Genomic DNA, 14,013 nt, shown 5'->3' with positions numbered 1-14,013 from the left:
CGCCCAAGCCCACCCGCCTGCACCAGCCCTAAAGGACCCTTCCATGGAGTACCAGCAGTTCCTCATCTCCCTGCCCAACCATGAGGCAGATCGGGCCGCTGCGGCCGCCCGCATCGCGGCGCACCGGCAGCAAATCGCGCGCGAGACGGCAGAAGCGGTCAGCGGCGTGTTCGAAAGCGCGTTGAAAAAGACGCACGCTCACACCTTCGTGATGGTTTCCCGTCACACCCTGGCCGAGCTCGGGGTGCTGCACAAGATCGGGCGACACCTCATCGGCGCATCGCTGCCCAAGGTCTCAGACCATTACGAAGCAGCCGTAACCCTATTAGCGCAGCAGCACGATAAGGTGCTTCAAAGTGACCTGTATGGTGCTGTGTTCCAGGGGAATGTCTTCTATGGCGGCTCGCGCCACGACCCACTTTCTCAACTCCCCCTGGCTCTGGAAGTGGAGGATCTGTCGTTCGCTGACGACGACACGCCCCGTGCTGAGAACCAGCAGCGTTTCGTCCACCTGGCCACGTTCAAGCGGCTTCATGCGTTGCTGGGCGAACTGGTGCAGCAGGACAAAACCTCGCCAGATGTCATTGCCCCTGCAGACAATCCCAATGAGCTGCTCGACGCGAAGACCTTTGCGCAGCGCATGGGCGCCACAGACCAGACGGTCTACAACCGCGAGAAGGCGGGCCTCATCATCTCGGTGCTGCCTCCCAAAAGGATGAGGAAACGCGGCTTCCCCAGTTTCCAGCTCAGCCCACGGCTTAATCAGGAGTTGCACCAGCTCGCGATAGCCATGTACCGCTCCCACGGGCAGGACATGACGTTCTACTGGCACTTCCTGCGCACGCGCCACCAGGATTTGGGCGGCAGCACGGGCGTGGAGTTTCTGCTCAACCGGATTTCTGATCCGAGCCTGCTCGATCTGGAACAGAGCGAGCGTCAGGCCATTTTCCTCGCGCTGGCCGAGGAGGACATGCTCAGGGCCAGTGCGTGAGCTGGCACACGCAGGCGACGGGGATGGAGATCCCGACCCGTTTCGGGCCGCTCCCAGGCTTTGCCTTGCCAGCCGACGCCAGGCTGTACCGCATCTACCGCCACGTTGATGCGGACTGGTCCGTGGCGCCGGAGCCTCACCGCAAGGGCAGGGTGGACCCACCACTGCCTGACAGTTCTGCCTATGGCCTGCTGTACCTGGCGGACTCCCTGGTGACGGCGGGGTTCGAGGCGCGAATTCTGCGACCGACCAAGGATGCAGATGGTCTCAACGACATCTCAATAGAGCCTGAGCTGATGGATCCAGTTACCGGCCGGGCCCTCAAACCCCCACCCATGACGGCGGTGCACACGACCAAGCAGCCAATCGTGTTCGTCGATCTCGAATCGCCGGATATCGCCAGGGCCGCCGCGATAGCGATTGGCCGCCCAGTGCCTCGCATCGAAAAATGGCGAAAACTCACTTTGTGGGTCCATGATCAACTGATCGTGACGGGCGACGGCAATTCGATCTTGCCACTGGTGGGCGTGACCTACATATCCAATCTTCCGGACTGCACTGGCAGAAACTTCGTGGTGTTCGAAGGGCGCCGGGACGCTCACATCCACCGGGGTGTTCCGCCCGAATCCCAAACGCCCTTGGATGTACCCGGGCTGCAGGCGCTTTGGGAAAACGCCTGAGAGCGCATCCCGCCTCACCTTGACATGATTTGGCAGGCTGCTACCTTTGGACGATGGTGGCCCAACTCATGCTCTGAGCCACTTCACTCAATTTCCGCACTCTTAAAGTGAAAGCGACTGCGATGCCGAAAAGTTCCCGACTTACCAACCGCGACCACGCCAACATGGACGCATTTCTGAGTCATGTGCTGGATGACTTCAAAGCAGGCGATCTTTCCAAGAAGGATCTGACGCTTGGGCTCGTGCACGTCATTTCTGCCATCGACTGTGGGAACGTCGATGAGGCACGCACCTGGTTAGAACAGGGCCGAAAATTGATCCGGCAAGGCAGCTGAGGGAGCGCAACGCTGCTCTGGCGCCTTACGTCCAGCCACTCGCACGAAAACTCTTCGGATTTAGCTTTTCGGTCGCGACATTCAAAAAAGGAAGACTCGTGGAATCTGAACTGACTCCTTCGCCATTGCGAGTCATTGATCGTGATCAGCTGCGCAAAGAGTTCGCGGCCATCGAGGCGAGGCGGGCTGTCCTCACCGATCAAGGGCAAAAGCTGATGGCCCGCATTCGGCCAAGTTCCAAGTACCACGGGCAGGGTAAAGAGGGTGCCTTGTTCGCCGTCTGCATCGGCCCAATTGGGGACTACTGCGTGTTTGGCGGACCTGGTGGTCAATATCGCCTGTCGGATGTCGACCTGTTTGCCGTCTTTGACGAGAACAGGCCTCCGACTCAGATCACATTCGAGCCCTGAATTGCAACCTCCCGGTGGCCAGACAGTCCCTGGGCAGTAGGAACGTCTGCGTCGAAGCGACTGTTGCTCGCATCATACGCTGTACAGCGTATAAACGCATTTGGAGATATCATATTCTCAAATGCCATTATACGCTGTACAGCGTATAAACCCACGTTGAACATGCATCATCCTGAGCGACGACTTGCCGAGAAGCTCCTTGCCGAGTTCACGGCCGTGCTGCGCGATCGACTCAATATCGATGGCATCGAGGCCGAGCATGAGCCAAGTTTCGGTACCGGCGCAGCAGACCTGGTCTTGAGCATCCCCGTTGATGGTGTGAGAGTCAAAGTGGTGGTTGAGGTCAAAAAGAACGCGTTCCCCCGCGACATCGAGTGGGCACGTGTGCAACTGGAAGGGCTGGCGAGAGAGGACAGCACCATTGATCAAAAGATGGTCTGGGCCGAGTCGCTGAGCGAAGGAGCACGAAAGTCCCTGGAGGACTTGGGCATTGGCTACTTCGACAGCAGTGGAAGCATCAGTCTTCGGCTGCGCAACCACCACATCCTCATCGACAGGCCCCCGATCAGGCCCCTTTGGCGTGAGGTTGGCACCATCTTCACGCCTGAGCGAGCGAGAGTGCTGCATGCCCTGCTGCTGGGGTGGGATAGCTGGCGCACCGGCGTCGAGCTGGCAGAGGTCTCCGGTGCGAGCCCCAACACCGTCTCCATCCTCCTGCGTGAGCTGGAGAAGCGCGGCATGGTGCAAAGTGAAGGAAGCGGTCGCAGCGTTCGTCGCCAGTTGGTCCAGCCTGATGCTCTTCTTGATGCGTGGGCCAACCAATGGGCGGAGGGCAAGCGGCGCAAGACGCGATGGTTCGCTTTCGCCCAGAATCCAGCGAACTTGGCCTCACGTTTAGCTGTGAGAATGCTCGACGATGAGGATGAATGGGCCTTCACTGGCCAGTATGCTGTTGAATTCCACTGATCTCTGACCCGAGATTTCCATCGAATACTGACCCACCCGTTGTGTGAGCAAAGAAGCTCACGGTGTGGATAAGTGCTTCGTTTTCTCCTTTTCAGACTTGGGGCTTGCAGAGCTATTTTTGAATCGGTAGCTGTCGTTTCCGGTCTCCAGGATATGGCATCGGTGAGTCAACCGATCCAAGAGCGCGGTCGTCATCTTCGCATCACCGAAGACGCTGGACCATTCCCCGAAGCTCAGGTTCGTGGTGATGACGACGCTGGTTCTTTCGTAGAGCTTGGACAGCAAGTGGAACAGCAGGGCTCCTCCCGACTCGCTGAAGGGAAGGTAGCCCAGCTCGTCCAAGATGACCAAATCGACATGCATCAGTCGATTTGCCAGCTGCCCGGTGCTCCCATTCGACTTCTCGACCTCCAACGCATTGACCAGTTCAATGGTCGAGAGGAAGCGAACTCGGCGATGCTGGTTCTCAATGGCCTGAACACCGATGGCCGTGGCCAGGTGGGTCTTTCCGGTTCCAGGTCCTCCAACAAAGACGGCGTTGTAGGCCTTGTCAAGGAAGTCACCCCTGTGGAGCTGCCGGACCATGGCCTCGTTCACTTCGCTCTGCGCGAAGTCAAACCCGGCAAGATCTCGGTAGGCAGGGAAACGAGCGAGCTTCATCTGATAAGCCATCGAACGCACTTCCCGCTCTGCGGTTTCCGCCTTGAGCAGTTTTGCCAGAATGGGTTGAGCCGCTTCAAAGGCCGGCGCTCCTTGGTCCCCGAGCTCTGCAACAGCATGGGCCATGCCATGCATCTTGAGGCTCTTGAGCAGGGCCACGATGGAGGTGGTTGCGGGGTCATGTCCCATGGCGAACCTCCTCGTTGGACCGGGCCTTGCGCAACGAGTCGTACCGCTGAACGTTGGCCTGAGGTTCCGTCGAGAGCTTCAATGCCTGGGGCGCCTTGACCTCCGCAACAGCTGTCTTTCCATCCACTAGGCGATGCAGTACGTTCAATATGTGGGTTTTCGTGGCCACGCCGACTTCTAGAGCAGTTTCGACGGCTGCCAGGACCGCTTGCTCGTCATGATGCAGAACCAAGGCCAGGATCTCCACCATCTCCCGGTCACCTCCTGGCTTCTTGAGCAGCATCGCCTGGAGTCTTTTAAATGACGTCGGTAGCTCTGCAAAGGGTGCACCGTTCCGAAGTGCTCCCGGCTTTCTCTGCAGCACCGCGAGGTAGTGACGCCAGTCGTAAATGGTCTGGCCTGTGCTGTCGTGACGGCGGTCGATGATCCGCGTGTGCTCGCAGACAACCTTTCCTTCCGCGACCACCACCAGTCGGTCAGCGTACACCCGCAGGCTGATCGGCCGGTTGGCAAAGGATGCCGGGACGCTGTAGCGGGTGCGCTCGAACGTGACCAGGCAAGTCGGGGAAACACGTTTGGTGTGCTCCACGAAGCCGTCAAACGCCGGCGGCGGTGACATCAGGTAGGGTTTCTCCTGGGCCCACACGTCCGCCACGGTGCCCGGCAACTGTCCGTGCGCAATCTCGTTCCACAACGCCTTGCAGCGGGTTTCCAGCCACGCGTTGAGCTCCGCCAAGGAAGGGAAGGCCGGTACAGGCTGCCAGAGACGGTGTCGTGCGTCCCGGACATTCTTCTCAACCTGGCCCTTCTCCCAGCCGGATGCCGGGTTGCAGAACTCGGCCTCGAAGAGGTAATGGCTCACCATCGCATTAAAACGGGCATTGACGTCGCGGTCTTTGCCGCTTCGGACTTTGTCCACAGCCGTCTTCATGTTGTCGTAGATGCCGCGCTTGGGGACGCCTCCGAACATCACGAACGCGTGGTTGTGCGCGTCGAACAGCATCTCGTGCGTCTGCAGCAGGTAGGCACGGACGCTGAAGGCCCGGCTGTGGCTGAGCTTGACGTGTGCTACCTGGAGCTTGGTGCGCTCCCCATTGATGACAGCCCAGTCTTCACTCCAGTCAAATTGGAACGCTTCGCCCGGTCCGAAGACCAGCGGCACAAAGGTTCCGCGGCCGGCCGTGCGTTGTGCTTCCTGCCGTTCCGCCAGCCACTTGCGATGGAAGGCCGCCACCCGCCCGTAGGAGCCTTCGTAGCCCAAAGCCACCAGGTCTGTGTGGAGCTGCAGCAAAGTGCGCCGCTGTTTGCGCGACTTTGTGGCCTCGATCGACAGCCAGGTTGAAAGTTTGTCGGCGTATGGATCGAGCTTGCTGGAGCTCGCACGCCTGGCGTAGCGGGGCTCTTCATCGCCCGCCCGCAGGTACTTCTTAACGGTGTTGCGAGCCAGACCTGTACGCCTGGAGATCTCGCGAATGGACATCTGCTCGCGCAGTGCCCAGCGTCTTATGACACTCAGTGTCGCCACGTCTATCACTCCTGAAATCTCCTGCTGCCAAAAGCAGCAGGATAGGGTTCTTACGTGGGTCAGCTTTAAATGGAAATTGCTGCTCTAACTGGGTCAGTTTTCAGTGGAAGACAACAGTTGCAGACGCTGGATCGACGAGTCAAAGTGCCTTTTGGCTGGTATTTCTACATGCTGCACGGCAATCGCGTGCACGACGGCTCAGCGAAACGTGTGCTTGCGGACGCTGAATCAGGCCTGATCGTTCTTTCCGAACATGACTATCGAGTGCTGAAGGCTTGGCGTCAGCATCCCTACGGTTTCTAGGTACTTGGCTCAACCCGACTGGCATGGCCACGTGAGCGTGTATGTGCAGCCTCAAGCTTCCATCGACACCCAAGTCGACGTACGCGCATGTTCGGCGAAGGACCTCTTCGTCGGCCCCTTCTTTTGCTTGCGAGTCCAGATCTCGCCGGAAGGCAATTTGTAGGTTGCTCCAACTCTCGGCCTAGCACCAATGCTGTCAAGGTCCAACGGGGATTTCTTGGCTACCCGCAGCTGGGAACCTGATTTGGTGAAGACCTCCGCCAGGGTCTCTTCGGCTTCTGCCGCCCTCATCATCATGAGCAGATGAACGACAGCGTCTTTCTTGGTTTTTCCCATTCGGGGTAGCTTCTCGGCGAGGAAGTTCATTGTCGACTCAAACTCTTTGGTCGACAGCTCACGAGCTTGAGCGAAAAGTGCTTCGGCACGTTCGCGAAGCTCTGCTGAGCTCACATTTGAAGAATCAATCTGGGTCACTGTAGATGAGGGCTGTTGGGTAGCGAATGCAGAACGAGTGAAGCACGTAGGTTATCTCACTCGCGACTTGGAGTTCTGCCGCTTTCTGCCGCTTCGCCTAGTCAGGACAAGCGGTTTGCATCTGCAGGAAACCACTGACGGATGTCAGCCCAAGCTCTTGAGTCTTGCTCGATCATGACACTGACCATAGCGAACTGCCGTGTGTCTGCGTACGGAACTGGGATCGCTTGACCGGGGACGAGTTGGCACAGTAGATCATCGACATCTACGTTGAAATGCGTTCGACAGACTGCAGGCCGGTGGTTTCTGATGCTGCAGGTGCTGTCCTTGAGGAACGTGCATGGCGCGTCGTAACCCATCGTGGATAGCTCGTTATGATCCTGCAAGGGTAGGGGAGAGCGGTCGATTGCTTTACCAATCGCGCGTGCTTCGGTCGCGGAAATCTTGATCGGAATGTGGCAGCAATGACTGCAACCGGCGCGGCAGGCTGCGACCGGTTCTATAGCCGCTGCAAAGACATCAGCTGCTCTATGCAGCCACAACACTTTCTTCGGCTTGGTCGATGCCTGGACGGATGCGTTCAGGAGTCTCGTGACGTCATCTCTGGCTCGTCCTGAGACTTTTCCCATGGCGGCTTCGGCGGTTGCAGCGACGCCGGCAAGCCGATCGTTGACTTCGTCTGGAAAGTCCTCGCTTGCGTTGAGAGCCACACCCTCCACAAAAGACCGCAGCGCATCAGCGATGCGGGCTTCAAGAGTGCCTTCGCCATCAACGATCGGAGAGGGTAGGGTGTCCATCTTCATCCCCCGATCTTTTCACGATTCGTTTGACTTCCCAGTGGCACAGAGTGTCGGTACGAGCAAGGGCCGGTTGTAGGGAGTGGGCTGATTTTATGTGGCAATTTTCTACCCAGGTTGCAAGTATCGCGAACTCGTCTCCCTCGGCCGCAAGGTACCGCACGGCATACTTAACTGCAAGCGCACAGGATGAGGAACGCGTCGATGTCCGGCAGGCGCATTTGGCGCCATGACTTGCCCGAGACAGCCAAGTGTTCGAGCAGCTTGCCGATGTGGTCGAGCTTCTTGTGGACGGTGACCTCTGGGTTGCCCCGGTGCTGATCGAGGTGCGTGGCATAGTCGCGCAAGACGGTCAAGACGGGAGGTACACGGCGCTTGCTCGGCTTCCACGGCGGAAGCTGTGCCCATGACCTCATAAACGCGCCGCAGCGCGCGAAGCGATGAGCTTGTGTTCCCGAGATCGCCTGATTCGCTCCCGCGAGACTTTGCGCACCAAGCCTTGAAGCGCTTGGCCCCCTCGTAGGTAAGCTCGTCAACCTCACGTAGACCGAGTTGGACGCAGTACCGGCGGAATCTCCTGATCCGTCTCAGGTACTGGCCCGCGCTGGCCTCGCTGATGCTGCGATCGGCATGCCACGCGCGCAAGATAGCTCGCACCCGTGGCGGGCATTCGAGGCATGTCTGCTGGACCGATGAGGTGGCCATGCAGCGGAATACGCTGGCCGTCGCAGATTGGATGTGCCGTTCTTATGTAGCGCCACGGACCGCACCACACCGCGTCGCTCCTGTGATCGCAGGTCGCAACTCCACATAAAACGACGCTCCAGATAATGCGCTTTATGCGGAGCTCCGCATAAAGCGCACGCGCGGCGCAAGTTCTTCGATCTGCACGCCGCCAATCAGAGCCAGATCTCCGAATTCGCTCTGCAGCAGTTCGCGCGGAACTACGAGATCGAGCGCGAGGTCAAGGAGCTTGCGAGGGATCAGCGCCAAGCCATCCGGCAACAACAAACGAAGCCACTGCTTGATGCCTTGTACCAGTGGGTGGTGCTGCAACGCCAGAAAGTGCCCGAGGGCTCGGCAAGTGCCAAGGCGCTGGACTACAGCCTGCGGCGGTGGGATGCGTTGACCCGGTTCGCGGGTGACGGGCAACTGCCCGTGGACAACAACTGAATCGAGAACCAGATCCGCCCCATTACGATTGGCAGCGACAACTGGCTCTTCGCAGGCAGCCTGCGCGCGGGCCAGCGGGCGGCGGCCGTCATGAGTCTGATCCAGTCTGCGCGCATGAACGTGCATGACCCCTACGCCTACCTGCGCGATGTGATGGCACGCCTGCCCATGCAGCGCGCAAGCCAGATCGGCGAGCTGCGGCCGCACCGCTGGCAGCTGGCCTGACAGCGCATACCCAGAAACACGACCGCGCCCAGCGGTCAAGATGGGATGGCCGCGCGCTTACGCTGCGCCAGCGGTATGCGGTCAATAAACCGCGCCCTACTCATCGACGCGGATGAAGTGCAAGGATTGGACTACGAGCTTGGGAGCGCGATGTTCCAGGGCAGTAGCGCCTCGTAGTCGTCGGCCGTCTGCGCCAGCGGCAGCTTCTTGAACAGGGCGAGGAGGTAGCGATACGGCTCGACGTTGTTGGCCTTCGCAGTCTCGATGAGCGAGTAGAGATTCGCGCTGGCGTTCGCACCGCCAACGGTGTCAGCAAACAGCCATGATCGGCGACCAACTACAAACGGCCGGATGGCGTTTTCTACCGGGTTGGAGTCCAGAGGCCAAGTCCCGTTGTTCAGGAAGCGGATGAGCTTGGGCCACTGGTTGTGCAGGTAGTGCAGCGCCTCGCCCAACAGGCTTGAGGGCGCGACGGCATGTAGGTGTGCGAGCAGCAACTGTTCGATCTGCTTGACCACTGCGGCGCTGTAGCGCTGGCGCAGCCGCATACGGCGCTGCGGCGCCCACCCCGTGGCCAGCGCCTCCGCGCGATACAGCTTGCCGATGAGTTTGATGATTCGTGTGGCCAACTGGCCCGGCGACCGGGCGGCTTTCGGGATCGCCTCCTCGGCCTTGATGAGTGGTCGGCGTGCGTGAACCCAGCATCCAAGATGCGTCAACCCCTGGTCCTGGGCGATGCCGTCGTAGACCTGATACCCGTCGGTCACGAGCGTGGCGCCGCGCCGGATGCCGGCATAGAGCTTCTGCGCGTGCACGGCGCCGCGCCCCGGTGCATAGGCGAACAGCCGCACCGGTGGACCGGTGCCGTTCATTTGCGCCCACATGTAGCTCTTGGTTTGAGCCTTGCGTCCGGGCTCCTTGAGAACCTGGACCGTGGTCTCGTCCCCGTAGATCAAGTCCGAGTCGAGCAGGTGGTCGCGCAGCAGGTTGATGACAGGCTGCACTGCCAGGCCAATGCGCACGACGCCAGAGGCCAGGGTGTTGCTCACGATGTCGCCGCCGAAGCGGCGCAGCAGAGCGGCCGTGCGATATAGCGGCATGCCGAACTGGTACTTGCCCGTGATGACCCAGGCCTGCGCCTCTTCGGTGAGGAGGCCTCGCGGGATGATGCGAGCCGGTGTCGGCGCGACCTTCAGGCTCAGGTCGCAGCAAGGACATGCGTACTTGATGCGGTGGTGCTGCAGAACGCGCACCTGCTCGGGGATGACGTGCATCTGCTCGCTGACCTCGGCGCCGATCTCCACCAACGCGTGGCCGTCGTGCGCGCAGACGCGCTCGGACTCAGGCAGCTCGTGGCGAACGATGTCACGCGGCAGAGCGGGGTCCAGCGGCTTGCGTCCGCGCTTCTTGCGCTGGTGGCCAGAGACCAGTGTCGAGTCTTCATCATCGATTTCGGCCGGCCGTGTTTGCGCGGTCGGCGCGAGCGCCTCAGCCTCGTTGAGGAACAGGTCCTTCTGGTCGGTGCCACGGGCCTCGCTCTTGGCGGCGAACAACTGGCGCTGCAACGCTCGCAGGCGTTCCAGTGCCAGGTCTCGCTCGGTGGTGGCCATTCGAAGCGCACCGGCCAGCGCATCGCGCTCAGCAATGAGCGCAGCGAGTTCTTCAGCGGTGATGGTGGCAAGCGACGACACGTCAGCTTGGATTGGAAGGCCCTATCAATCGTTCCTTCAACCCACGCTGGCGTAGCGCAGATGGGGGTGGCGTTGCACCACTGCAATGTCGATGCCCTCCAGCAGCCAATGCAACTGCTCGGCTGTCAGCGTGGGAACCGCGTCGACCGAGGGCCAGATGAACCGGTCCTTCTCGGGGTCATCTCGGTTTTTTGGGAATCGTCGACAAAATCCGAGAACGACCCAAAACCTGTACGCCGGGTTCCACTACCTCCAGTGACAGCTCAAGTGGATCGGCGTCGTCATCGTGGTGCTCTGCGATTCACAACTGACCAGTTAGTCAAGCGGACTCGCCGGGCGCCTGCGGCCGAGTGCCCGTATAGTGGCTCGCAATCCAGTCTTTGGAGGCGCGATGGCGAGCTATCGGTACAAGTTCCTCGGCAAGCAACAGCTTCCCTCAAAGATGACGGAGGCAGAAGCGATCGAGCACTGCAGGCTCAGTGACGAGCAGCTCGCAGCGATCCCCATCGTCAGCCGCGTCGATGACTATGGAAACGCTAAGCGCGGGCGGCCGCCTCTAGATTTGCGCCTGGGCTACGCCCTCCAGCTCATGTTTCTTGGACTGACTGGCAGGTTGGCCGGCGTGACGGACAGCTTTCCGGCCAACATGGTCAAGGTGCTGGCCAACCAATTGGGGACGGATGCCACGGCCATCGCGACCATCAAGTCGATCTACCGTGGCAAGGCCGGTCCCCAGGCCGAAGGTTCCGTCGAACGCCGGTTGCGCGAGCAGCGCACATGGGCACGGCAGACGCTGGGGTTTGAGGTCTTTGCGCCTGAAATAGAAAGGGAGCTGGCCGCCACGCTCACCATGCGCGCACGGGACGCAGCAAGTCAGGCCGAGTTGGTGACCTTCGCCGAGGAATGGCTCTACGAGCGCAGGATCGTCCTGCCCGGCATCTCGACGCTGGAGGACCGAGCCAATGCAGCCTTCCGCGCGATCGAAACCCTCGCGATGCAGGTCATCAACGGCGCGGTCAAGCCGGCCCGTCAGCGCGCGATCTTGAAGATTATGTTTGACCAGGGGCCGTCTGAGGACTCCACTGTCCTCGAATGGCTCAAAACCTCGGCAGGCAAGCATGGGGTCAAGAACCTGGAGGAGGTGTCCTCACGCGTCGATTACCTGAAGACACTCGGCGTCGCTGATTGGAACCTCACATCGCTGTCCCAGACGCGCATCCAGGCTTTCGCGCAGCGTGTTGCGCACCGACCTCCATCCGAGACCTCCCGCCGCGTGCTGGAGACGCAGATCGTGGAGGTCATCTGCTTCTTGAAGGCCACGCTCTGGGAGTTGACAGATGAAGCCATTTTCCGGATGGGGCGTCGCACCAGCGATCTGGTGCGCATGGGTGCGAAGCGCGTGCAGTCCAAGCAGGCCAGCCGCAGTGGCATCTACCGCGAGTCAGTTCAGTCCATGCTGAACCTCGCGCAGGATGCGGACAAAACCGCAGAAGAGCGGATCGCGGAGATCGTCAGGGTTGCCAATGAGGTGTTAAATATGCCAAGGGTCAGCCACGCCGACATCGTGCGCGAAACGCTCGTGGAGCAAGGCGAACGGGTCGCGACCGTGCTGGACACAATGGACTGCCTCAACATTGAGGGCGATGAGAGCAAAAAGGATCTGACCCTCGTCGAACAGCTCAAGAAGATTCGCACCGAAGGCCTGAAGGAGCTGCCCAAGGACTGGGACGTCTCGGACATCGAAACCGCCTGGCGTCCGCTCGTCGACGACGAGGATCGTGTCAAGGCGCTGAAGGCATTCAAGGCCTGTGCGCTGCTTCGAATCCGCAAAGGCTTGCTGGGCGGGCGACTGTGGGTGCCGCACAGCGCCAACTTCCGTAGCCGCACCGACAGCCTCATTCCCGAGGAAGAGTGGGAGCGCGATCGAGAAAAGTTTTGCACGGCTTTTGGCTTGGAGGTCGACCCGCAGGTCGCGATTGCGCGCCAGATGGCATTGCTCATTGACGGCCTGCAGCGCGTCAAAGAAGGGGTGGCCAACGGCCTGCTTGAGATCGACGAGCAGGCCTGCGTTCGTCTGCCCGCACTGAACGCGATGGCGGAGGAGCCTGAGCTCAAGAGAACGGCCCAGGCGGTGCAGGAGATGATTGGTCCCGTCCAGTTGCCCGACCTGATCCTGGAGATGGACGCCCAGACCCGCTTCAGCTCCAAGCTGCTAGGCCGCGATGCCAAAACGACCAGGGAGCTGATCGCCTTGTATGCTGCACTGCTGGCCCACGGAACTGAGATCGATGCCAAGTCGGCTGCCGCCATGGTCAGCGGCGTAACCGTGGCCGAGGTGACTGCCGCCATGCGGCTGTTGGAAACCCCGGGCCGATTGCGAGCTGCGAACAATGCCGTCGTCGCGTATCAGCAGAGTATTCCCATCGTGAAACTTTGGAGCGATGGCACCAAGGCATCCGCCGACATGATGGCCATGGACACGACGAGGCACTTGGGCATCGCCCGCACCGATCCGCGGCGAAAAACCCCCGCTGCCGGCATCTACACCCATGTGCTCGGCAGCTACCCGGTTTTCTACGACCAGCCTATCGTGCTGCTCACGCGCCAGGGCGGCCCAGCGGTCGAGGGTGTCGAGCAATACAACAGCTCCAGCGAGGAGCGCATCAAGATTCAGCTGCTGGCGGTGGATACCCATGGCTACACGTACGGCGCGATGGCGCTGGCCAAGCACCTTCGGTTCGACCTCTGCCCGCAGCTTGCAGGACTGCCGGATTGCAAGCTCTGGGTGACACGCAAGACCAAGGTCCCCGAGGAGCTGGACGCGATCGCACTGACCAATGTGTCCGAGCGCGCCATCGTGCGCGGCTGGGACGTGATGCTGCGTTTGGTGGCGTCCATTCTGACTGGGCGGATCAGCGTGGGTTGGGCGTTGGCGCGCAATGGCAGTGCCGCCATCGGCGACAAACTTCATCGTGCCTTGGATCATTACGGTCGGATGCTGAGGTCCGTGTATCTGTGCGATTACTTCACCAAAGAGCAGTTCCGCCGCGAGATCCATACCTTGTTGAATCGTGGCGAGTCGGTGCACCAGCTTCAGCGCGCCGTGTACTTCGGTCGCATCGCGGCTGAGCGCGGCCGTCGCCGCGATGAGCTGCGAGCCATTTCGGGCTCGCACGTATTGCTCACGAACCTCATCATCGCGTGGAACACCAAGAAGCTCAACGAGGTGGTCGCCAAGCTGAGGTCCGCCGGTGGGGGTGTGAACGACGACATCGTGCGGCGGCTGGGTCCGGTATTTTTCGGGAACATCAACTTCCGCGGCGTCATGAGCTTTTCTATCGAGAAGTACGCGGGCGTCCTGCTAAGCACAGTGGCGGAGGAAACGCCTGCCGAAGCGAGGCGCCGCAAGCTGCGCCGGTTGCCCCAGATGTCATAGCCGCAGCTTTCGGAGTTGGTGCCATCACACGCGCTGGTTAGTCGGTCGAGCTGATCGTGCGCTCTCGGCGTGGGCAGTGCGGAGGCCTTGTACCTTCGGCGTGTAGGCGTGGCTGCTCAAGGTGATGGCGTTGAAAAGGGTTCGCTGCTCTCACAGAA

Annotated in this window: 13 protein-coding genes and 1 pseudogene; 8 read left to right on the top strand and 6 right to left on the bottom strand. The window is 60.5% G+C overall.

Features of this window, described 5'->3' with window-relative positions; translation table 11 throughout:
- Positions 1-43: 43 nt before the first annotated feature.
- The 5 genes from AC07ZS_RS24880 (at position 44) to AC07ZS_RS24860 (ending at position 3,382) form a co-directional block, all read left to right on the top strand.
- Positions 44-991: a hypothetical protein gene (locus tag AC07ZS_RS24880; RefSeq protein WP_382160234.1), complete on the top strand. Its 948-nt coding sequence runs from the start codon at positions 44-46 to the stop codon at positions 989-991.
- Positions 992-1,014: 23 nt separating this feature from the next.
- Complete coding sequence (locus tag AC07ZS_RS24875; RefSeq protein WP_382160231.1) at positions 1,015-1,671, top strand: hypothetical protein; 657 nt, start codon at positions 1,015-1,017, stop codon at positions 1,669-1,671.
- A gap of 164 nt (positions 1,672-1,835) precedes the next feature.
- A complete protein-coding gene (locus AC07ZS_RS24870) occupies positions 1,836-2,006 on the top strand; it encodes a hypothetical protein (RefSeq protein WP_382160228.1) in 171 nt (56 codons plus the stop codon).
- Positions 2,007-2,104: 98 nt separating this feature from the next.
- Positions 2,105-2,416 carry a hypothetical protein gene (locus AC07ZS_RS24865; RefSeq protein WP_382160225.1) on the top strand — a complete coding sequence of 104 codons (312 nt, stop codon included), beginning with the start codon at positions 2,105-2,107 and terminating at the stop codon, positions 2,414-2,416.
- A gap of 156 nt (positions 2,417-2,572) precedes the next feature.
- On the top strand, positions 2,573-3,382 hold the full coding sequence (locus AC07ZS_RS24860) for a hypothetical protein (RefSeq protein ID WP_494801187.1): 810 nt from the start codon (positions 2,573-2,575) through the stop codon (positions 3,380-3,382).
- A gap of 57 nt (positions 3,383-3,439) precedes the next feature.
- Here AC07ZS_RS24860 and istB read toward each other — a convergent pair whose 3' ends face one another.
- Positions 3,440-4,231, bottom strand: a complete 792-nt coding sequence (gene istB, locus AC07ZS_RS24855; RefSeq protein ID WP_382161527.1) for an IS21-like element helper ATPase IstB — start codon at positions 4,229-4,231, stop codon at positions 3,440-3,442.
- Positions 4,221-5,765, bottom strand: a complete 1,545-nt coding sequence (gene istA / locus AC07ZS_RS24850; protein WP_494801186.1) for an IS21 family transposase — start codon at positions 5,763-5,765, stop codon at positions 4,221-4,223. Before istA ends, istB begins: the two co-directional genes overlap by 11 nt.
- Positions 5,766-5,873: 108 nt before the next feature.
- On the opposite strand from istA, the gene AC07ZS_RS24845 reads away from it, so the two are divergent.
- A complete protein-coding gene (locus tag AC07ZS_RS24845; RefSeq protein WP_494801185.1) occupies positions 5,874-6,059 on the top strand; it encodes a hypothetical protein in 186 nt (61 codons plus the stop codon).
- Positions 6,060-6,110: 51 nt separating this feature from the next.
- Here the strand turns inward: AC07ZS_RS24845 and AC07ZS_RS24840 are convergent, their stop codons facing one another.
- The 3 genes from AC07ZS_RS24840 to AC07ZS_RS24830 all read right to left on the bottom strand — a co-directional run bounded on the left by AC07ZS_RS24840 (position 6,111) and on the right by AC07ZS_RS24830 (position 7,686).
- Positions 6,111-6,533 carry a hypothetical protein gene (locus AC07ZS_RS24840; protein WP_444690024.1) on the bottom strand — a complete coding sequence of 141 codons (423 nt, stop codon included), beginning with the start codon at positions 6,531-6,533 and terminating at the stop codon, positions 6,111-6,113.
- Between the two features lie 101 nt (positions 6,534-6,634).
- Positions 6,635-7,336 (bottom strand): YkgJ family cysteine cluster protein, encoded by a 702-nt coding sequence (locus tag AC07ZS_RS24835; RefSeq protein WP_382160209.1) that lies wholly within the window; start codon positions 7,334-7,336, stop codon positions 6,635-6,637.
- Positions 7,337-7,500: 164 nt separating this feature from the next.
- On the bottom strand, positions 7,501-7,686 hold the full coding sequence (locus AC07ZS_RS24830; RefSeq protein WP_382160206.1) for a hypothetical protein: 186 nt from the start codon (positions 7,684-7,686) through the stop codon (positions 7,501-7,503).
- 502 nt (positions 7,687-8,188) lie between these two features.
- Between AC07ZS_RS24830 and AC07ZS_RS24825 the strand changes: the two are divergent.
- Positions 8,189-8,728: pseudogene (locus AC07ZS_RS24825) on the top strand (IS66 family transposase); the annotation flags it as partial.
- Between the two features lie 131 nt (positions 8,729-8,859).
- On the opposite strand, the gene tnpC reads toward AC07ZS_RS24825, so the two are convergent.
- Entirely contained in the window at positions 8,860-10,419 is a 1,560-nt protein-coding gene (gene tnpC, locus AC07ZS_RS24820) for an IS66 family transposase (protein ID WP_444690025.1), read from the bottom strand.
- A 391-nt stretch (positions 10,420-10,810) separates the two neighbouring features.
- On the opposite strand from tnpC, the gene AC07ZS_RS24815 reads away from it, so the two are divergent.
- Positions 10,811-13,855, top strand: a complete 3,045-nt coding sequence (locus AC07ZS_RS24815) for a Tn3 family transposase (RefSeq protein ID WP_494801184.1) — start codon at positions 10,811-10,813, stop codon at positions 13,853-13,855.
- The last annotated feature ends 158 nt before the right edge of the window (positions 13,856-14,013 follow it).

Source organism: Hydrogenophaga sp. GW456-12-10-14-TSB4 (assembly GCF_059424305.1).
This window is presented reverse-complemented; position numbering and strand designations above follow the sequence as displayed.

Coding starts and splice junctions, on each gene's coding strand:
- AC07ZS_RS24880 (WP_382160234.1), top strand. CDS start 44: ATGGAGTACCAGCAGTTCCTCATCTCCCTGCCCAACCATGAGGCAGAT.
- AC07ZS_RS24875 (WP_382160231.1), top strand. CDS start 1,015: ATGGAGATCCCGACCCGTTTCGGGCCGCTCCCAGGCTTTGCCTTGCCA.
- AC07ZS_RS24870 (WP_382160228.1), top strand. CDS start 1,836: ATGGACGCATTTCTGAGTCATGTGCTGGATGACTTCAAAGCAGGCGAT.
- istB (WP_382161527.1), bottom strand. CDS start 4,231: ATGGGACATGACCCCGCAACCACCTCCATCGTGGCCCTGCTCAAGAGC.
- AC07ZS_RS24835 (WP_382160209.1), bottom strand. CDS start 7,336: ATGAAGATGGACACCCTACCCTCTCCGATCGTTGATGGCGAAGGCACT.
- AC07ZS_RS24815 (WP_494801184.1), top strand. CDS start 10,811: ATGGCGAGCTATCGGTACAAGTTCCTCGGCAAGCAACAGCTTCCCTCA.